Raw genomic sequence first — 17,993 nt, 5'->3', positions numbered from 1 at the left:
AATCTTCGTATGTAATTACTCATTTCTTCTTTTTCTTACCTCTTGATTTCTTTGATGTATCCAGTCCCATCTGTTCTGCATACTGTTTACATGGATTCCGATTTCCTTTTCCGGTAAGTGTTTTACTTAACATACCTTTTGCAGTTGTGGGTTCTTTTTTAGATTTCTTTGATGTATCTAATCCCATTTGTTTTGCAAACTCTTTAGCTGGATTTTTTCTTCCATCCCCTGTCATCATCTTATTCATCTTGCCTTTAGATGTTTTCGGTTGTTTCTTTGATTTTTTATCAACCATGTTTTCCACTCCGAATTCAAATATCTATTACAACAATTTTGTAGTTGTCTTCTGATATTACGTTCTGTTCCAATAGTTTTGATTTAATATCATTTTTCAATTCTTCATTTGTATCTTTATCATTTTTATTCAATACAAGTCCAATTATCATATCGTAATATTTTGCGTAATCAGTAATTTGGTTGAATAATTGTTTTTTAACTAATGTGCCACCATGATGAACCTTTAGCTCAATTCCAATTCTATCATCAATGGAAAAATCAACCCTATGTCTATTATTTGTGGATTCATAATCAACTTCATATCCATATCGTTCTGTCAGGACACTCATACGTTGGTATAAATCATCCTGATAGTCCTTCTCATTCTTTGTCTTACCACGTCTTAATACAACTTCATTTTGAAGGAAATTAACCACATTATTAAACATCTCATCAGAAGTGTATGTTGAAGATGTATTAGTATTCAGGTTTGGAGATTTATTTTCATACTTTGGTTTATTATGTTTCTTATTGATTGATGAATTAGAACCAGATTTACTGAAAAGAGATACTGTAATAATAAGAACAATAATTCCAAAAAATATTAATAAATCTGTTGATTGCATATTCAGAACCCAATTAGTGTTTTTGCCACGTAATATATTACGTATCCACCTACTAAAATAACAAAAATTAATACAATAGCTTCAATCGCATCATCAGCTGATAGCATTTATCAAAACACCTTGCAACATTTATGAAAGTAAGGTGTGTCAATACATTATATAAATATTACTATTTCTTATTTAAGAAAGTATTCAACAATATCCATGTCAATTTCACACCATTGAATAAATAAGGTTCTCACTCCTCAATATCGTATTTTTTCTTTATTTCTTCTATTTTTTCGAGATATGGTTCTTTTATATGTTCAATTTCAGATTTAAGCCGCCCATTTCCTCTTTTAGTGTTTCCATTTTTCCTTATAATGAGCATGTCTTTCCCAGTTATATTAATATACTTTTTATTATTAATTATGTTTGGGTTTGTAACATTAATTCTTTGACATTGGTCTGGAATTTAAACGGCTGAATTTATGGTCCATTATCCCCAGTTTCGATTTTAATACCGGTTATATTTATGGGAACCCTAACTTTTATATAGTTCACAATGTTAATTAGGGGTACCTAAATATTACAGGAGAACAAACATGTTGGAAAGCTTTATGATTACATTCAGGGAAGGCCTGGAAGCCCTTTTGATTGTGGGAGTTATTCTGGGTTACCTAGTACAAACAAACAGAGATTATGTGAATAAGTATGTATATGCCGGTGTGGGCCTTGGTATTCTTAGCAGTTTGCTGGCTGCAGTGACTTTCAATATACTTGCAATTGAATTTGAAGGCAGGAATGAGGCACTTTTTGAAGGAGTAGTGATGTTGCTTGCAGCTCTTGTGCTCACGTCAATGATCATATGGATGCTCAAAGAAAGCAGTAATATATCTGCAAATATACGCAAGAATGTAGATTCCAAAACAGAATATGGCTTGATGGGTCTGGCTTTTGTGTCTGTATTCAGAGAAGGTATTGAAACGGTACTCTTTATGGGTGCTGCGGCAATGAACACAGAAACAAGTACCGTTCTTTACGGCGGTTTGCTGGGACTGGCCGTTTCTGTGGTCATAGCGTATCTGGTATTCAAATCCTCATATCACCTGAATTTGGGTATGTTTTTCAATCTTACCAGTGTTTTCCTGATACTCTTTGCTGCAGGACTCACTGCCCATGGTATCCATGAACTTCAGGAAGCGGCTCTCATTCCGGTATTCAATGAACATCTGTGGGATATTAACCACATATTGAGTGAAGATGGAATTGCAGGGTCATTGCTGAAGTCCTTGTTCGGGTATAATGGAAACCCTTCATTGCTGGAAGTAATTTCATACATAGGTTACTATGTAGCACTTGGTATTGGCATAAAAGGTTTGAATTCAAAGAGTAAAAACGGTACTGTGCAGACTACATAATGCTGTAAACACATATTCCATCTGGAATATACATTTTTATTTACCAGGAATATCCTGTTGTGGAATTGTGAAAATAAAGGTGCTGCCTTTTCCTTCTTCACTTTCGACCCGCACGTTACCTCCATGCATTTCCACATAATTTCTTACAAGAGCCAAACCCAGCCCTGTACCTTCATATCTTCTGTTTTTTGCAGAATCAATTTGCTTGAATGGCTCAAAGATCATTTCCTTTTTATCTTCAGGTATGCCGATTCCATTATCGATTATCGATATACTTGTCTCATTTTCTCCGGACTTGGCTGTGACAGATACTTTTCCTTTTTCTGCAGTGAACTTGATTGCATTGTTGAGAAGATTGTACATGACTTGTTTGAACATGACCATGTCCGCATAGAGTAAATTATTTGCATTTTCACAATCGATAATGACTTCTATGTTTTTCTTTAAGGCGAGGGGATGTATTAGCATCTCCACGTCATCGAGTGCTTGGTGAATATCAAAATATTCCGCTTCAACCTCTTTTTTTCCTGCTTCAACTCTGGAAATATCCAATATGTCGTTGATGAGATGTAAGAGATTTTCCCCACTTTTCAGGATGTTAGAAGCATATTTGTTCTGGGCATTGGAAAGTTCACTATCGGGAACTTCAAGAAGCATTTGAGAAAAACCAATAATTGAATTCAGGGGTGTTCTGAGCTCATGGCTCATGGTGGTCATGAACTCGGATTTAGTGCGGTCTGCTTCTTCTGCTTTCATTTTTGCCTGTACAAGCACATTTTCGTTTTCTTTCCTTTCAGTAATATCCCTGGCTGAGCCAAGTGCCGCATACTGGCCTTCATATGTAATATTGCTTATTGCAATTTCTACCTGCCTTTTTTCCCTATTTTTGGTAACTATACAGGTTTCAAGAGTTGCGGGTGCATCCTCGCAGTCAGCCCTTTTTTGTATGATTTGCCTGATTTTTTCCTTTTCCTCAGGGTGCACCAGGTCAAGCACTTTCATATTGTCGATTTCCTCTCTTGTATAACCTGTAATTTCGCAGATCCTATCATTTACAAACAGAAACCGTTCTCCGCAATAGATGTAGACCATCTCATGGGTATTGTTTACGATTGCACGATATTTTTCCTCACTTTCACGCAGTATTTCTTCAGTTTTCTTCAGCTCCGAAATATTATGTAACAGAATAAGTTTCCCGAAAGGATTTCCTTGTTTATCGTCAAGTGGAGTAATATTGATATTATAGGTGCTTTTCAATCCATTTCTCCATATCTCCTGCTCCCTGGATACATTCTCAAACAGATCATTTCTCTCTATTTTAGTGTTCAGGTCAGGAAACAGTTGTCCTATATTTTTGCCGAGCAATTTTTCTGGTTTGTTGCTGAATATCTCTTTTGCTGCAGGGTTTACGTCCACTATACGTTCTTTATTGTCAACAACTATGATTCCGTCATTCATTTTTTCCATTAACCGATCACGAGCCATGGGGACCAGGTCAAGGAATTTGAATTGGTGGAGGTTGAATGAAAGAATAAGTCCTGTCAGGGTGAATCCTACGATTGTAAGATCCTGTCCGGGGAAAGGTCCCATATCTAATAGGTATAAGATATTTCCTGCCCATGGAAATGCAAGAGCAACAATAATCAGTTCTAACTGTTGACGATATATTTTTCTGGAAGATTTTCCTGAAAACAATAATATCAGTGTGGCAACTAGCAATATCAGGTAGTTGTATGCTATCATTATCCAGAATCCCGGTCCATGACCGTAAATAATAGTATTGAATGCAGATGCCGGTGTATAACTTGTCCATATCAAGCTATGCCATTCGTTGGTCAATGTAAGGATGAATATGGCAGCTGGTATCGTGCAAAGCAAGGCAATGTTTTTTCGGGTAAGCCATTTTTCCATTTTTGTATATTGGATTGCAAAAATAAACAGCAACAAAGGTGTAGCCAGTGATCCTATGTAACAAACCTTTGACCAGAAGATTTTTGCAGGCAAGCTTGTAACAATTGATTCAAAGGCTCCGCAAAGTTGCCATTCTATAATTGCAAGCATCAGAAAAAAAAGGGTAAACCCTCCGGCAGAGGTACGTCTATACCACACTGTCAATGCTACAAACGCGGATATAATCGTTGATACTAATAATATTAGAGCGTAGGGAGTCATTTGTAAAGTGATAGCCACACCTCATTGAAGGGATAATATAAGCCACCTGTAATGTATCTATAAATGAAAAATAAGTATCCATTTTACTTATATATTACTACTATTATATATAGAATTTACATAGTATTCAGAAATATATGTGAATCTTACTCAACAGGCACGATTACCCTGTAGCCATTGACTTCTCCAATAGTCACTTTGACCCCATACACTGCTTCGATATTTTCAGGTGTGATTACTTCTTCCTTTCCGTGTGCAAAAACTTCCCCATCTTTAATAAGGACATAACGATCGGAATATCTAATTGCCAGATTTATATCATGCATGGTTATTACTGCTGAAACGTGTTCTTTTCTGGCAACTTCTACAACAGTATTCAGGATACCCAGCTGGTTTTTCAGGTCCAGGCTGCTTGTGGGTTCATCCAGCAGGAGTATTCGGGGTTGTTGCACCAATGCACGTGCAAGGCTTACTTTTTGCAGTTCGCCACCACTCATTTCATCAATGTAGCGCAATGCAAGCTCTTCCATCCCCATATCTGATATTACCTGACGGGTAATTTTCATGTCTTTTTCTTTCATGCCCCATTCGATGTGAGGTCTCCTCCCCAGTAATATCGCATCAAATGCTGTCAGACGACTGGGTTCGGTATTCTGGGGAACATAGCCGAGCCTTTTTGCTATTTCTATACGGGGAAGTTCCAGAACATTTTCCCCTTCTACAATTATACTTCCGGATTTTGGAGCAAGAATTGTGTTGATACATCGAAGCAATGTGGTTTTCCCTACACCATTAGGTCCCAGGATTGTCAGTACTTCCCCGGGTTTGAGATCAAATTCAATTTCCTTGAGTACTTCCCTTTTTTTATAGTCAAACTGAAGTTCTCTTATTTTGAGCATTAGTGGCTATACCCCCGGATAAGCAGATACAGGAATAAAGGTGCCCCCATGAATGCAGTAATTATTCCTACGGGGAGTACATAGGGTGCAATTATCAGGCGTGCTGCAACGTCAGAAGCAAGCAGAAGAACCGCACCTACAATACAGGCAGAAGGTATCAGGAAGCGCTGGTCATCTCCTACAAACCGGCGGGCGATATGCGGGCACACCAGTCCAACAAATCCTATTATCCCAAGAAAAGACACAGCTGCTGCAGTTGTCAGTGATGCCACAAGCATTCCTGTCAGACGCACTCTGTCAACATTCACTCCCAGTCCCCTGGCTACCTCATCTCCTGCATCAATCGCATTATAATTCCAGCGGTTATAGAGGAAATAGGCTGAAGATAGCAGTGTGATAAACCCCATTATGTAGATACTCTCCCAGTAAGCCCTTCCAAGATCTCCGAATGTCCAGAACACTATTTCCGGTAGTTCCGAGTCATCTGCAAAAAACTGTAACAACATAGTGGCAGCTGTAAGTAATGAACTCAATGCCACTCCAACAAGTATAAGCACTTCCGGGGTTGCATTTTTGTATTTTGCAATTGCCAGGATTGTTAAAGTTGATATCAGGGAAAAAGCAAAAGCGAAAAGCGTTGTCATGTAAGGCAAATCGAGCATCGGCAGCCAGTTGCGTGTACCTGCCAGGATTGAAAGTGTGGCTCCAAAAGCGGCTGCATGGGATATTCCCAGTGTATAGGGAGATCCAAGAGGATTGCGCAGGATGGATTGCAATACGACCCCTGATATCGAAAGGGCGACACCTGCAATTATTGCAGCAATAGCACGGGGTATTCTCAGATTCCAGATAATTGATTTGGAATGTGTTAATTCAGTTGGCATTCCAAGTATCGTGCGGGTTATGTCAAAGATTGTAAGGTCGGCATTGCCTACTGAAAGGGAATACAGGAATATTGTGCCGGTCAACAATATTGAAATGAGGATAAAGGAAACTTTTCTGCCAATGTAACTTCTGTACTTTTCAGGAAGTGTCTCCACTTCATCCTCATATTTTTTGCAGTAATATTCCATGTAATCCCCTGATAGTATTATTCAAAAGAAATCTGTCCAAACTCATGACCGAAGTTGTCGGTCATAGTTTCGTAGATATCCTCATTTACAGGCGATTCGGCATAGAGGAATGAATAGATCTCATTTGCTTTTTCCTGAGTGTTCACGTCCTGGAATTCTGAAGGATAGACAACTTTTCCTACATACCATGCATCTGCAAGCACATTTCCGTGGTTTGTTGTGTACCAGTTGTAAGGCATCACTCCGTATAGTTTGCCGGCTTTTGCTGCATCCAGCTCAGCATAAACCCCGCCGGCTGCAAAAGAATCAATGCCGTATTTTTCGTTGGTATGAGTGTTCCCATTCTCCGAAAAATCATAGGTGCCCAGATCAACGAACATATAATCTATGCCCGGCTTGGAATCCCAATTAAAAAGGGCATCATCTCCTACCTGATAGCCTTGCCATTCTCCGGTTTTTCCGATTTTCGAGGCTACGTTGTTGACATTAACATATTCAAAAGGAGGATAATCCGGCTGTGTGGAAAGAATGCCGTGTGAGCCCCGGTAACTAATTCCTGCTATATATGCAGTGGGAGTTTCTTTATCCTTAGTTCTTTCATTGAGTTCGGCAATTTCTTCTTCAAAGAAAGTTATTACTTCGTTTGCTCTTTGTTCTCTGTCCATTACCTTGCCCATAATCTGGAGGGATTGCTTCATGTTTCCATCCCCGGTATTACCATAATTCAGACCAACTACCGGTATTCCGACATCAGAAGATAACTTTTCTGCATCTTCGGCATTGGAGAAACTATAGAATATGACATCCGGGGCAGGGTTGAGGGTCAGTATGGATTCTGCGTCATACTTACCCCTGAAAGCACCAATATAGGGATATTTTTCAGAATCTCCGAACTGGGGATTTGCGATCCTGTATGGTCTTTCAGGAGACTCAATAGATTCTTTCCATTGTTCTATGTCTTCAACTCCGACAATTGTATCCTGTTCCCCTAGATAACACAGATAACGTAGTGTGCCTGCCCCTATACAGATAGTATGTTCAATCTCGTTGGCAACTACTACTTGTCTTCCATAAGAATCGGTTATGGTTAACACTCCATTATCTCCCTCATTTCCTTTATTTTCTGGTTCTGAGGAATCCATGCATCCACAGGATGCTAGAAAAATTCCTAATATTGCCAGTGTGAGTAATATTTTTGTTCTATTCATACGATCATCTTCAAATTAATAGTATACAATAATTGATCATAATGTCATATCAAGTGCTATTATTATTCAATTTCGTAGCAGTTAATTCTATAAATATTTGTTGCGTATTATTCATGATTGTTTTTGTATTTTTTAGCACTATAAAACAAAAAACGAAACATAGGTTTTGCGCGGTATGCCCAAAACCATTATATACCATGTTCACTTTATATAATATTTAGTTCATAATTATCAATGGAGGGTATTTATGTCACAACAAATCTTTGAGTTTTCAGAACAGCAGAAAAAGGAACTTTCCGATCTTTTCGGGGAACGGGTCAATGTAAGTCGCAGGGAACGTCATTTCTATAACCATGATGTAGGAGCTTTGCCTTCAATGGCAAAGAAACTCCTTGGAAAAGCGGAACCTGCTGCTATTGTTAAACTCAAGGATGAGGATGACGTTGTCAAATTGATGGATTTTGCTTCCCGCTATTCAGTACCTGTTGTACCCAGAGCTGGAGCTACATCCGGCTATGGTGGTGTGATTCCTACAAAGGGAGGAATCATTGCTGATGTTGGCCGGTTAAACCATATATACGATATTGACAGGGAAAATCTGACAGCAACAGTCGGGGCTGGAATAGTCTGGGAAAAACTGGAATCCAAACTGAATCATGTTGATCTCTCCGTCTGTGCCCTGCCTTCAAGCGCACCGGCAGCAACAGTTGGGGGTTGGCTTGGGCAGAACGGTCTGGGTTACGGAAGTTATGAGTACGGTTGGTCCCAGGACACAATGCTTTCCGCAAGACTGGTAACTCCCGAAGGTGAGGTGCGTGAGTTCCAAGGGAATGATCTGCAAAAGATTGCAGGTAATTTGGGGGCGCTTGGTATCATTACACAGGTCACGGTCAAGATCCGACCACACAGTCAAACAAAAGCCGTTTCTGCAAGTTTTGGGAATCCTGCAGATTTACAAAAAGCTCTGCAGTTGATTGATGAACGCAATATTGCGCTCTGGTCCATATCATTTATAAACCCAGGTTTTGCTGACATGAAAAATCGTGCTCCTCAAAAATTGCACCACGGTGAACCCATCATACTGGAGGATACCGATTTACCTGTAGCTTATATATGCAACTTTTTTTATCCGGATAACAGGGATGTAGCTGGTCTTGAAGATACCATCAAAGAAGCCGGTGGTTCCATCCTTCCTGAGCAAATTTCAAAACATGAAACAGGTGAATGGTTCAGGACGATGAAAGTCAAAAGGCTTGGGCCTTCTTTTATTCCAGCCGAGGTAGTAGTGCCACAGGACAAGGTCAGTAAGGTAATCGATGAGATTAATGAAAAAATTTCGCTGCCTGTATTGATCGAAGGGATGGTTTCCCGGGATGGCGAAGTTGTACTCCTCTGTTTTATTCCTCATTCGGAGAGGTCTTTTAAGTTCAATATGGCATTCTCGCTGGGTCTTAGTATTATCAAGATTGCTGAAGATAACGGAGGCAGGATGTATGCTTCTGGTCTCTACTTTGCTGACCAAGCTGAGAAAGTTTACGGTGAAAGGCTCAAGCAATTGATGGATGTCAAAAAGGAGCTCGATCCTTCCGATATCATGAATCCTGAGACATTTACCGGCAGGGGATTATTCACTTCTGCTCTTTCCATGGCAGGTAAAATGGAACCTCTGATGCGCTTTGTGGGTAACATGTCAGGGGTGGATAAGACTGAATTCAAAGATCAGAAAAACATCCCGGGTGACATAATTTCCCATGCTTATACCTGTGCACAGTGTGGCTATTGTGTAAATGAATGCGATCAGTATTACGGGCGTGGATGGGAATCCCAATCCCCCCGGGGTAAATGGTTCTTTATCAAGGAATACTTGGCCGGAAGGGATGAGATTAATCAGGAACAAACGGATACTTTCCTTGCATGTACTACCTGTGAATTGTGTGATGTGCGGTGCCAGCTGGATCTTCCCATTGAGAATTCATGGTTGCGCCTGAGGGAAAACCTTGTGCAGCAGCGTGGCAAAATGACTTTCCCACCATTTGAGATCATGGCTCAGAGTCTGAACAAGGAACGCAATATCTGGGCGGAATACCGTCAGGGCAGGGACGAATGGGTTCCTGAGGACCTTAAACCTAAAATCAAGGAAAAGGCCGATTATGCCTATTTTGCAGGTTGTACGGCTTCTTTTGTGGAAAAAGATATCGCAGAAGCGTCTGCTAGGATGCTTTCTGATGCCGGAATTGATTTTACGATTCTGGGTAAGGAGGAATCCTGCTGTGGTATTCCTATGCTTGCAGCCGGAAAGTGGGATGTTTTCGAAAACATCATGAAAATGAATGTGGGCAACATGAAGAAAAAGGGTGTCAAAACCGTAATTACTTCCTGCCCTGCATGCTGGTTTGTATGGCATACCTATTATCGCCAGTGGGCCGAAAAACTGGGAATTGATTATGATTTTGAAGTCAAGCACTATTCCGAAGTACTTGCTGAAAGGATGGATGTACTTGAACCCAAACTCAAGGTTCCACTGGAAAAGACCGTTACAATCCATGATGCCTGTCATATGGGACGTGCCGGAGGTATCTATGAGCCTCCCAGAAAGCTTGCAAAAGCCATTCCTGGTGTTGAATTCCGTGAAATGGAGCACAACAGGGAAAACGGACACTGTTGTGGTTCAGTATTGACCCTGGTAGACGAGCCTGACGTTGCCAATGTAATCGGTGGTATGCGCCTGAAAGAAGCCGAAGCTGTGGGTGCGGATATTATGCTTGCTGCCTGCCCATGTTGTCAGGTGCAGCTGCGTGTATCTGCACAGAAGAGCAATATCCCTGTGGATGTACAGGATCTGGGTGCAACCGTGGCCCGTAGTATGGGGTATGATATTGCGGATACTACCAATGATGCTCTGGCGGGCTGGGCTGTCTTTGAGCAGATGATCTATCTTATGAAACCTGAGAACATGACCAATCTGATGATGGAACTGATGCCACAGATGATGGAAGCGATGCCTTCGTATATGAGGGGAATGATGAAAACGGTCAAATATGTACCGGGTATGGATAAGCTAATGGCGCCGATGATGCCCAAAATGATGCCGATGCTCCTGCCCTCCTTAATGCCGAAGGTCATGCCGGATATGCTTGAAGCAGTTACCCGTCATGTCCAGATGCCCGACTACATGGAAGAACAGCTTCCGGACCTGATGCCAAAAGCAATGGAGAATCTGATGCCCAACATGCTTCCACAGATTGCACCGCTTTTGACACCCCGGATGATAGAATACATCAAGCAGAACTAAGATTTGACACACCCTATAAGGGGTGTCATTTTTCTATTGTCATACCTGCAGCTTCCAGTGCATAAAAAGCTGCCTTGCAATTTTTTTGTTTTACTAAAATATAATCCGTATCATAGGTTGACATTACAAAAATACTGATTTCATTCTCAGAAAGTGTATTGCTGATCCTTGCCAGGATGCCTATCTGGTCAAACTCTAACGGCCCCTTTACTTTGAAGAAATTCCAGTCTTTTTCGCATTCAATATTTTCCGGGCAGATGACGGAAAGTTCTTCTTTGGTTCTGGTTAGGGAAAAGATGCTGGAAGATAATACCCATTCAGGTAACTTTTCAGTTGCTTTTAGTTTACAAATCCCAAATTTCTCGTTTATCAATATAAGGCCAATTGAATTTTGTGTTATGTTTTCCACTTTCCTGCTTCCGTTGTTCTGCTACCTGTGTTTCCTTATATTATTTATAAAATGAACACATGCTTTTCATAGGGGTTGAAAGTTGTTATCACAAATTCCTGCAATACTTGAAGAGATAGATTCAGAAGACATCGATAAAGAGATATTAAGGGCAGCTATAATCGCAGAATTCGATGCGGTCAATATTTATGAACAGATGGCTGGCCTGACAAATGATGATGATCTACGTGCAGTACTTCTGGATATTGCCAAGGAAGAAAAACTTCATATTGCCATGTTCCAATCTGTACTTCTTGAATATGATCAGGAATATCTGGAAATAATGGCAGATTATTCCCTTGCCCGCAAATGATACTTTGTCAGATAAAATTTATATATTTGCGGCTGTTTATTTTGATATTAGAGGTGGGTAGGGGACCTTGTGATCAATTATGAATGTAAAAAATAATCGTATTCTGATAGTTTCAATTGTCGTCTTTGTAATATTTGCGCTATTTCTGGCATTTGTGGATGCAGGCGCTTCTAATTCAAATACAGGAGTCGATCAAAAGATAAGTGGCTATTCATTCTCCCAACCGAATTCATCCGCTGTGGCTCCAACAGGTGTTGTTTACCTTGATTTGAAAGACGAAAATGGATTTTCTGTAATTCTTGAAGATGAGATTGCAGACCTTCTTGAAGAAAAAGGATTTAAAGTGGAAACAGTTTCAATGCAACCAGTTATTTATGACAGTACTGCACTTGCTGTTGTTGTAAATGAACCAGATATTTTCTACAATCCCTTTTACTCAACTGCAACTATGGATGTAGAATTTGTTTATTCCCATACAGGCAACATGGAATACCTGGATATGCTGATTGATGATTTTGATAAGCCGGTTGTCTTTTCTTCTATGGATGGTTATCAGTTATTGCGACATGGGCAACTCACCATAAACGATACTACAAAAGGTCTCGTAACCTATCCCTACTATAGACGCCACCTTGCTGAAAATATAGCAGCCGGGGTAGTTGAAAAGGCATTCAGTGATGATTTGTGATTTGATTATGGAGGGGATTATATGCAATTTTCCACCAGCAAACGTGTTGAAATTATGGATATTACAGATAAAGTATCCAGTGTGGTGAGAAGCAGTAATATCGATGAAGGGATATGTGTGATTAGCACTTCCCATACAACCTGCGCGATAATCGTCAATGAAAACGAGTCGGGGTTGGTTTCTGATATAATGGAATTGCTGAAAAAACTGGTTCCTTCAAGTGCAGGCTACTATCATGATAGGATAGATAACAATGCAGATGCCCATTTAAGATCTGTTCTTCTGGGAAACAGTGAAACGATGCCTGTGAGAAAAGGAGATATTGAGCTTGGTACATGGCAGAGCATATTTCTTGTGGAACTGGATGGGCCGCGCAAGAGGAATGTAGATATAGTGGTATCATCATCTGATTTTAGGGGATGAATTATCAGCCCCTAATATCTTTAATCAGTGCTAATTATGTATAGGTGGTCTATTATGGTGGAAAAAGAGAATAAGAAGGAGAAAGAAACTGAAGGCAAAGATAAGAAAAAGAAAGTGGCACATGTGGAGCCGGTGCATCCGGGAAATGAGCGGGTAGGACAAAGCCGACATCTGCTGGATACCTGTGAATGATATTTTTTACAAAAAATCATCCATAAAGGATTAATGTACAGCATCAAGTTTGAATACTGTACTTTGTGAAAGATTGATACTTATTCACTACCGGTATTGTAGTGCATCTCATTACCCTCTGCATCAATAATGGTTGTATCCCCATTGATGCTGGCCATTTCGTACACAGTTTTGCCGCTGCTGTCATACATCTTCATAATAAAGGCATTATCATCCTCTGACCACAAATATTCCCCTGAAGCTATTTCTGTATCTGCGGCGTTGGTTTCATAGACGGCTTTGCACATTTCAATGCCATCAATTGTTTCGGTTCCCACAACTTCGAATTTCATGGATTCTCGTGTTTGTGGATTATTTACAGTCATGACTGTGCCTATAGGGCAATCTCCGTCCCCTCCGCCGGTGGTATGAACTTCGACTTCCCCTTCTTCATCACTGTACTGGTATGTCTGGTCATTCTCGCTGTCATTCCCCGAACAACCCGCCAGCAAAACCAGAGAGACAATGGCCAAAACCACGAATAATTTTCTCATATTCAATTTATCACCCTACCTAATTTGTACTTTTTAAGTTAATTAATAATCTGATATTTATTCTATATAGCATTATTTAGTGCGTTCGGTTACCATGGATTCGAAAATAAACTACGTAACCTTATTTCGTAATCTATATGCCTCATTGTAACCCTGGTAATAAATGGGGCTATTATTTTTCCCTTAAGTAATGGGAGTGGTAGAATATGATATTCATGGATATAATAACCTGGGATCCGAAGGACAACGAAGAAGTAATCAAAAAGTATGTCGAATGGGAATGGCCTGAAGGTGTGACAGTGATCAATGAATGGACAGACCTTTCAGCCTGTCGGTATGTAGCTGTAGTGGATGTAGAGGATTCTAAAAGTTTTGCCGCTGCTGCGGCACCCTGGAAAGGTCTTTGTCAGATTGAGACATTCCCTGTAATGGAAACAGGTAAGTTTATGCAAATGATGTCTGAATATGTGTGAATCGATGGGATTTTAAAATGATGCAAATTAGTTGTTTGTATCAATTCCTTTTAATCTGAAGTTTCAAATAAATACAGGTTTCTGGAGAAACAGCCAGTTTTGGCTCTTTTTTCCATCCTTATTTTTTCCAGATCTTTGCCCGAGTACCCCTTGAGTTCAGCGATCCTGTAAATCACTTCCAGAATGTCTGCTAATTCTTCTATATCCCTGTCAGCCATGTATTCATCGATTTCCTCGTACAGTTTCTTTTCCATCTCTACCAGAAAATCCATGTCATCCAATTGTTGCACAGTGCAGTTTTTGCCGGATTTTGTAATGATGTCTGCAATATTGTCCCGGACTGCTTTATTATGTGTCCTGACCAAGATTCCACTCCTTTATGCTTAATCTTTCTTTTTTCTATAACATTTTTCAAATCTGGCACGTGAGAATGGCTTCCCGTGTCCGGGATAAAAGATATTACATCCTGTGGAAAGTAGTTTTTTCCAGCTTTTAAGCAATTCTTTCTCATCATTTGCAAATGGAGGATAAACCGATCCTGGCATGAAACTGAAAAGAGTATCTCCTACAATTGCATTTTTACCGATTATAACGCAGATGGAGCCTGAAGTATGGCCGGCTAAAGGCAATATTTGAATTGTGGTATCTGATAGTGGTATTTCACACTCTCCATCAATGACTATATCAGGGTCTATAGGGGTATACCTGCCCCTGTCCGGGAGGAATTTATTCGCAAAGCCGCAAATCAGTCGGGAAAATAACATGGTGCCTTCCGGAAATGGAGTATAACCCCTTTTTAGATATTCAACTTCTGCCCTGTGGGCAATAACCGTTGCTGTGCTTTTCTTCCTTATTTCTTCCAGGCATCCCACATGATCGTAATGTGAATGTGTAAGGATGATATAATCGATATCCTGAAAATCCAATCCTTTGTTCTCCAACGCTGTCTTAAATTTGTGGGTGTTGCCCCTGCTTCCGGAATCAACCATTATAGTTATACTATTTCCGGTAATCAGGTAAGCATTTGATGCACCCGCATGTATGGGAGTAACTTTGTAAGATTGGGATTGTGGCATAACTTTCCTGAATTTGGAGGTATTACTTATTTCAGCAATTGGCATAGTGCTTATATATTTTAATTTTGCCTATTCAGTTCTGTAAGTAAGATGTTGTCTCAGGGCAGTAGAATTAACTAAATAACTATTTTTAATGGCACAGCAAAAAAGGTTGTGGTGCGAGGGAAGGGATTCGAACCCTCGAACTCCTACGAGAATAGGCCCTGAACCTATCGCCTTTGGCCTGGCTGGGCAACCCTCGCACACGATTTCTGGCTATAGATAGGGCTTTTGATTCTTAAGGGTTTTGGTCTTGAATAAACAGTAGGTCAGGGATATTTCACCCTGACATCTAAATATAGGAGTCTGTTTTTGGAGGTTGTAAGCCGGAAGTTTTTAACCTCCGGCAAGGGGTTAGAATTTGTATTTCTCCCCTATCAAAAGAATGCATGGCCTGTATATAGCCTCATTTGCCTGTTTTTTCCAACGAGAGGTGACTATGAGTATGGCATTAAAAAATATAAAGGGTTATTAAAATGAAAAAGGAACAAATGGATGAGCTACTTCTCATCCGATAAGTTTCAATATCAGGGCTTTCTGTGCATGCAACCGGTTTTCTGCCTGATCGAAAACCACTGAATGGGTACCATCCATTACCTCGGCCGATATCTCCTCTCCCCTATGGGCCGGCAGACAATGCATAATGATTACATCATTCTTTGCGACATCAAGCAAATTACTGTTAATCTGGTAATCCGCCAGGTCACTCAGCCTTTTATCTCTTTCCTCTTCGTCTCCCATGGATATCCATACATCGGTATAGAGAACGTCAGCATCAGTAGAAGCCTCTATCGGATCTCTGAGAATCTCAACCTTGCCACCCATTTCGCGTGCCATGCTTACGATATCATAATCCGGGTCATAGCCATCAGGACAGGCCACAGCAATCTCCATTCCTACCATGACACAACCAAGTATCATTGAATTGCACACATTGTTGCCATCGCCTACCCAGGTAAGTTTCCGCCCTTCCAGTGTGCTTTTGTACTCCTTGATCGTCAGCAGGTCTGCCAGGATCTGGCAGGGGTGTTCCTTATCGGAGAGGGCATTGATAACAGGCACGGTGGCATGTTCGGCAAGTTCTTGCACGGTAGAGTGTTTGTTCACCCTGGCAGTAATAGCCGTCACGTACCGGGAAAGGACCTTTGCGGTGTCTGCAACAGTTTCTCCTCTGCCTATCTGCATGTCTCTCTGGTTAAGATACAGGGAATGGCCACCCATATCACTCATGGCCACTTCAAAGGAAACCCGGGTTCTGGTAGATGACTTTTCAAAGATCATCGCAAGGCTTTTGTTTTTCAGCAGATCGGTGACCTTGCCCTTAATTCTCTTTTCTTTCAGATCCTCTCCCGTCTCCAATATATCCAGTATATCTTCTTTGGAAAGGTCCGTCATTGACAGGACATGTTTCATTATATCAGCTCTGTTTTTGCTCTCTTATCTTATTCATATGTGTGACTTTTTTTCGTACAAGAGCCCGGGTACCGATATCCCGGCGTGAATGCAGATCGCCGATGATATTCTCAAGTGCATCCTGTGCTATTTTTTCAGCCTTGCTTATGGAATCAGCGATACCGACAACTGCTGCACATCGAGATGTGCTGGTATAGATTTTACCATCTTTTTCATATACACTGGAATAGAACAAAATTGCATCGCCCATATCCCCAAACACTATCTCTTTGTCTGAATCAGGGTTATCCGGATATCCTGCAGGAACCACGTACTTACACACAGTTGCCCTCTTGCTAAACACCACATCGAGATCTTCCAGGCGCTCTTCCACGATAGCTTCCATGACATCAAGCATATCGGTCTCAAGCAGGGGCATTACGTTCATAGCTTCGGGGTCTCCGAAACGCGCATTGAACTCTATGACCTTGGGTCCTTTCCTGGTAAGGATGAACTGGCCGTAAAGGATGCCCTGGTACGGGATTCCTGTAATCTCACAGAGTTTCTCTACGGTTTTTTGCATTATGGCTTTGGCCTTTTCCAGGTCATCTACCATCATGAAAGGCAGGATTACATCGGTGTTAGAGTAGGCTCCCATTCCGCCGGTATTTGGTCCCAGGTCATTTTCGAATGCTCTCTTGTGATCCTGTACGCAGGGAGCAAAAGCAAGAGTGCTACCATCAACAAATGCCTGCAGGGTGAATTCCTCTCCTTTCAGTTTCTCCTCAACAACCACACTATCTTTTTCGAGGATGCTAAGTGCATATTCATAGGCATCTGTAGTATCTGGCAGTTGGTCGCCCATAACCTTGACGCCTTTACCTCCGGTAAGCCCGGCAGGTTTTATGGCGACATCACCAAGTTCCTCGATATATTCTTTCAATCCTTTTTCATCTTTGAACACTTTAAAAGCAGGGCATCCTTCGATATTTTCTTCCTTCATGAAAGTCCTCGCCCATGATTTATCGAATTCAATCTGGGCAACATCCTTTTTAGGACCCACTGAAGGGATTTTGACTTTTTCAAGAGCATCTACAAGACCGGCTGCAAGAGGCGCTTCCGGACCTATGAATGCAATGTCTATTTTTTGTGAAGTGGCATATTCAACCACTTTTTCCACATCTGTTTCTTTTTCAAGTAAGAAATCCCTGCAAAGCTTTGCTATACCGGGATTTTTTTTGCTCATTACTGCATACAGTTCAGGCTCTCTCTTACTTCTGGCGATGGCTTCAGCAATGGCATGCTCTCTGCCACCTCCACCGATAAGCAAAACATTCATCTGTAGACCTCTCTGATTAAAAATCCTATAAAACACGTTACTAAATATTCATTATATTATGCAAATTTGTGTTGTAAACAGTTATTATTAGAATAGAGCATTCCGGATAATTAAATAAATACTTTCCGCTT

General features: G+C 40.8%; 20 protein-coding genes and 1 tRNA gene. 7 read left to right on the top strand and 14 right to left on the bottom strand.

Features of this window, described 5'->3' with window-relative positions; genetic code table 11:
• Window positions 1-19 precede the first annotated feature (19 nt).
• The 3 genes from BHR79_RS00450 to BHR79_RS10775 all read right to left on the bottom strand — a co-directional run bounded on the left by BHR79_RS00450 (window position 20) and on the right by BHR79_RS10775 (window position 1,272).
• On the bottom strand, window positions 20-295 hold the full coding sequence (locus BHR79_RS00450) for a hypothetical protein (RefSeq protein WP_072560247.1): 276 nt from the start codon (window positions 293-295) through the stop codon (window positions 20-22).
• 16 nt (window positions 296-311) lie between these two features.
• Window positions 312-902: a GxxExxY protein gene (locus BHR79_RS00445; RefSeq protein WP_072560245.1), complete on the bottom strand. Its 591-nt coding sequence runs from the start codon at window positions 900-902 to the stop codon at window positions 312-314.
• A 238-nt stretch (window positions 903-1,140) separates the two neighbouring features.
• Window positions 1,141-1,272, bottom strand: coding sequence for a hypothetical protein (locus BHR79_RS10775; protein WP_268766003.1), 132 nt, complete (start codon window positions 1,270-1,272; stop codon window positions 1,141-1,143).
• A 214-nt stretch (window positions 1,273-1,486) separates the two neighbouring features.
• Here BHR79_RS10775 and BHR79_RS00440 point away from each other — a divergent pair, with 214 nt between their 5' ends.
• Complete coding sequence (locus BHR79_RS00440; protein WP_072560243.1) at window positions 1,487-2,302, top strand: FTR1 family iron permease; 816 nt, start codon at window positions 1,487-1,489, stop codon at window positions 2,300-2,302.
• Window positions 2,303-2,338: 36 nt separating this feature from the next.
• Here the strand turns inward: BHR79_RS00440 and BHR79_RS10365 are convergent, their stop codons facing one another.
• From BHR79_RS10365 to BHR79_RS00410, 4 genes are all read right to left on the bottom strand, one after another.
• Complete coding sequence (locus tag BHR79_RS10365) at window positions 2,339-4,474, bottom strand: histidine kinase N-terminal 7TM domain-containing protein (protein ID WP_083432973.1); 2,136 nt, start codon at window positions 4,472-4,474, stop codon at window positions 2,339-2,341.
• 146 nt (window positions 4,475-4,620) lie between these two features.
• Window positions 4,621-5,373, bottom strand: a complete 753-nt coding sequence (locus BHR79_RS00420; RefSeq protein WP_072560241.1) for an ABC transporter ATP-binding protein — start codon at window positions 5,371-5,373, stop codon at window positions 4,621-4,623.
• Window positions 5,373-6,446, bottom strand: a complete 1,074-nt coding sequence (locus tag BHR79_RS00415; RefSeq protein WP_072560239.1) for a FecCD family ABC transporter permease — start codon at window positions 6,444-6,446, stop codon at window positions 5,373-5,375. Before BHR79_RS00415 ends, BHR79_RS00420 begins: the two co-directional genes overlap by 1 nt.
• Window positions 6,447-6,463: 17 nt before the next feature.
• A complete protein-coding gene (locus BHR79_RS00410) occupies window positions 6,464-7,588 on the bottom strand; it encodes an ABC transporter substrate-binding protein (protein WP_159429240.1) in 1,125 nt (374 codons plus the stop codon).
• 313 nt (window positions 7,589-7,901) lie between these two features.
• On the opposite strand from BHR79_RS00410, the gene BHR79_RS00405 reads away from it, so the two are divergent.
• On the top strand, window positions 7,902-10,946 hold the full coding sequence (locus BHR79_RS00405; protein ID WP_072560235.1) for an FAD-binding and (Fe-S)-binding domain-containing protein: 3,045 nt from the start codon (window positions 7,902-7,904) through the stop codon (window positions 10,944-10,946).
• 25 nt (window positions 10,947-10,971) lie between these two features.
• Here the strand turns inward: BHR79_RS00405 and BHR79_RS00400 are convergent, their stop codons facing one another.
• Window positions 10,972-11,355 carry an ACT domain-containing protein gene (locus BHR79_RS00400; RefSeq protein WP_234970465.1) on the bottom strand — a complete coding sequence of 128 codons (384 nt, stop codon included), beginning with the start codon at window positions 11,353-11,355 and terminating at the stop codon, window positions 10,972-10,974.
• Between the two features lie 82 nt (window positions 11,356-11,437).
• Between BHR79_RS00400 and BHR79_RS00395 the strand changes: the two genes are divergently transcribed.
• The 4 genes from BHR79_RS00395 (at window position 11,438) to BHR79_RS10440 (ending at window position 13,010) form a co-directional block, all read left to right on the top strand.
• Window positions 11,438-11,707, top strand: coding sequence for a ferritin family protein (locus BHR79_RS00395; RefSeq protein ID WP_072560234.1), 270 nt, complete (start codon window positions 11,438-11,440; stop codon window positions 11,705-11,707).
• Between the two features lie 79 nt (window positions 11,708-11,786).
• A complete protein-coding gene (locus BHR79_RS00390) occupies window positions 11,787-12,395 on the top strand; it encodes a hypothetical protein (protein ID WP_072560232.1) in 609 nt (202 codons plus the stop codon).
• A 21-nt stretch (window positions 12,396-12,416) separates the two neighbouring features.
• On the top strand, window positions 12,417-12,818 hold the full coding sequence (locus tag BHR79_RS00385; RefSeq protein ID WP_072560230.1) for a secondary thiamine-phosphate synthase enzyme YjbQ: 402 nt from the start codon (window positions 12,417-12,419) through the stop codon (window positions 12,816-12,818).
• Window positions 12,819-12,872: 54 nt separating this feature from the next.
• Window positions 12,873-13,010: a hypothetical protein gene (locus BHR79_RS10440; RefSeq protein WP_157198638.1), complete on the top strand. Its 138-nt coding sequence runs from the start codon at window positions 12,873-12,875 to the stop codon at window positions 13,008-13,010.
• An 80-nt stretch (window positions 13,011-13,090) separates the two neighbouring features.
• Here BHR79_RS10440 and BHR79_RS00380 read toward each other — a convergent pair whose 3' ends face one another.
• Window positions 13,091-13,543 carry a hypothetical protein gene (locus tag BHR79_RS00380; RefSeq protein ID WP_083432972.1) on the bottom strand — a complete coding sequence of 151 codons (453 nt, stop codon included), beginning with the start codon at window positions 13,541-13,543 and terminating at the stop codon, window positions 13,091-13,093.
• Window positions 13,544-13,749: 206 nt separating this feature from the next.
• Here BHR79_RS00380 and BHR79_RS00375 point away from each other — a divergent pair, with 206 nt between their 5' ends.
• Entirely contained in the window at window positions 13,750-14,016 is a 267-nt protein-coding gene (locus BHR79_RS00375) for a DUF3303 domain-containing protein (protein ID WP_072560228.1), read from the top strand.
• A gap of 50 nt (window positions 14,017-14,066) precedes the next feature.
• On the opposite strand, the gene BHR79_RS00370 is transcribed toward BHR79_RS00375, so the two are convergent.
• From BHR79_RS00370 to purD, 5 genes are all read right to left on the bottom strand, one after another.
• Window positions 14,067-14,381: a nucleoside triphosphate pyrophosphohydrolase gene (locus tag BHR79_RS00370; RefSeq protein WP_072560227.1), complete on the bottom strand. Its 315-nt coding sequence runs from the start codon at window positions 14,379-14,381 to the stop codon at window positions 14,067-14,069.
• Window positions 14,382-14,399: 18 nt separating this feature from the next.
• The gene (locus BHR79_RS00365) at window positions 14,400-15,137 is read right to left on the bottom strand and encodes an MBL fold metallo-hydrolase (RefSeq protein ID WP_083432971.1); all 738 of its coding nucleotides are present in this window, start codon (window positions 15,135-15,137) and stop codon (window positions 14,400-14,402) included.
• A 109-nt stretch (window positions 15,138-15,246) separates the two neighbouring features.
• Window positions 15,247-15,334, bottom strand: a tRNA-Leu gene (locus BHR79_RS00360).
• Between the two features lie 304 nt (window positions 15,335-15,638).
• A complete protein-coding gene (gene argF, locus BHR79_RS00355; RefSeq protein ID WP_072560225.1) occupies window positions 15,639-16,547 on the bottom strand; it encodes an ornithine carbamoyltransferase in 909 nt (302 codons plus the stop codon).
• Window position 16,548: 1 nt separating this feature from the next.
• Complete coding sequence (gene purD / locus BHR79_RS00350; protein ID WP_072560223.1) at window positions 16,549-17,862, bottom strand: phosphoribosylamine--glycine ligase; 1,314 nt, start codon at window positions 17,860-17,862, stop codon at window positions 16,549-16,551.
• Window positions 17,863-17,993 lie beyond the last annotated feature (131 nt).

It is taken from the genome of Methanohalophilus halophilus (assembly GCF_001889405.1).
Taxonomy (GTDB): domain Archaea; phylum Halobacteriota; class Methanosarcinia; order Methanosarcinales; family Methanosarcinaceae; genus Methanohalophilus; species Methanohalophilus halophilus.
Note: the sequence above shows the minus strand (reverse complement) of the source record. Positions and strands in the feature narration are given on the sequence as shown.

What these genes read in the sequence shown, in the direction of transcription:
- BHR79_RS00450 (WP_072560247.1), bottom strand. Translation starts at nt 295, where the DNA reads ATGGTTGATAAAAAATCAAAGAAACAACCGAAAACATCTAAAGGCAAG.
- BHR79_RS00445 (WP_072560245.1), bottom strand. Translation starts at nt 902, where the DNA reads ATGCAATCAACAGATTTATTAATATTTTTTGGAATTATTGTTCTTATT.
- BHR79_RS10775 (WP_268766003.1), bottom strand. Translation starts at nt 1,272, where the DNA reads ATGCTCATTATAAGGAAAAATGGAAACACTAAAAGAGGAAATGGGCGG.
- BHR79_RS00440 (WP_072560243.1), top strand. Translation starts at nt 1,487, where the DNA reads ATGTTGGAAAGCTTTATGATTACATTCAGGGAAGGCCTGGAAGCCCTT.
- BHR79_RS10365 (WP_083432973.1), bottom strand. Translation starts at nt 4,474, where the DNA reads ATGACTCCCTACGCTCTAATATTATTAGTATCAACGATTATATCCGCG.
- BHR79_RS00420 (WP_072560241.1), bottom strand. Translation starts at nt 5,373, where the DNA reads ATGCTCAAAATAAGAGAACTTCAGTTTGACTATAAAAAAAGGGAAGTA.
- BHR79_RS00415 (WP_072560239.1), bottom strand. Translation starts at nt 6,446, where the DNA reads ATGGAATATTACTGCAAAAAATATGAGGATGAAGTGGAGACACTTCCT.
- BHR79_RS00410 (WP_159429240.1), bottom strand. Translation starts at nt 7,588, where the DNA reads ATGGATTCCTCAGAACCAGAAAATAAAGGAAATGAGGGAGATAATGGA.
- BHR79_RS00405 (WP_072560235.1), top strand. Translation starts at nt 7,902, where the DNA reads ATGTCACAACAAATCTTTGAGTTTTCAGAACAGCAGAAAAAGGAACTT.
- BHR79_RS00390 (WP_072560232.1), top strand. Translation starts at nt 11,787, where the DNA reads ATGAATGTAAAAAATAATCGTATTCTGATAGTTTCAATTGTCGTCTTT.
- BHR79_RS00385 (WP_072560230.1), top strand. Translation starts at nt 12,417, where the DNA reads ATGCAATTTTCCACCAGCAAACGTGTTGAAATTATGGATATTACAGAT.
- BHR79_RS10440 (WP_157198638.1), top strand. Translation starts at nt 12,873, where the DNA reads ATGGTGGAAAAAGAGAATAAGAAGGAGAAAGAAACTGAAGGCAAAGAT.
- BHR79_RS00380 (WP_083432972.1), bottom strand. Translation starts at nt 13,543, where the DNA reads ATGAGAAAATTATTCGTGGTTTTGGCCATTGTCTCTCTGGTTTTGCTG.
- BHR79_RS00375 (WP_072560228.1), top strand. Translation starts at nt 13,750, where the DNA reads ATGATATTCATGGATATAATAACCTGGGATCCGAAGGACAACGAAGAA.
- BHR79_RS00365 (WP_083432971.1), bottom strand. Translation starts at nt 15,137, where the DNA reads ATGCCAATTGCTGAAATAAGTAATACCTCCAAATTCAGGAAAGTTATG.
- purD (WP_072560223.1), bottom strand. Translation starts at nt 17,862, where the DNA reads ATGAATGTTTTGCTTATCGGTGGAGGTGGCAGAGAGCATGCCATTGCT.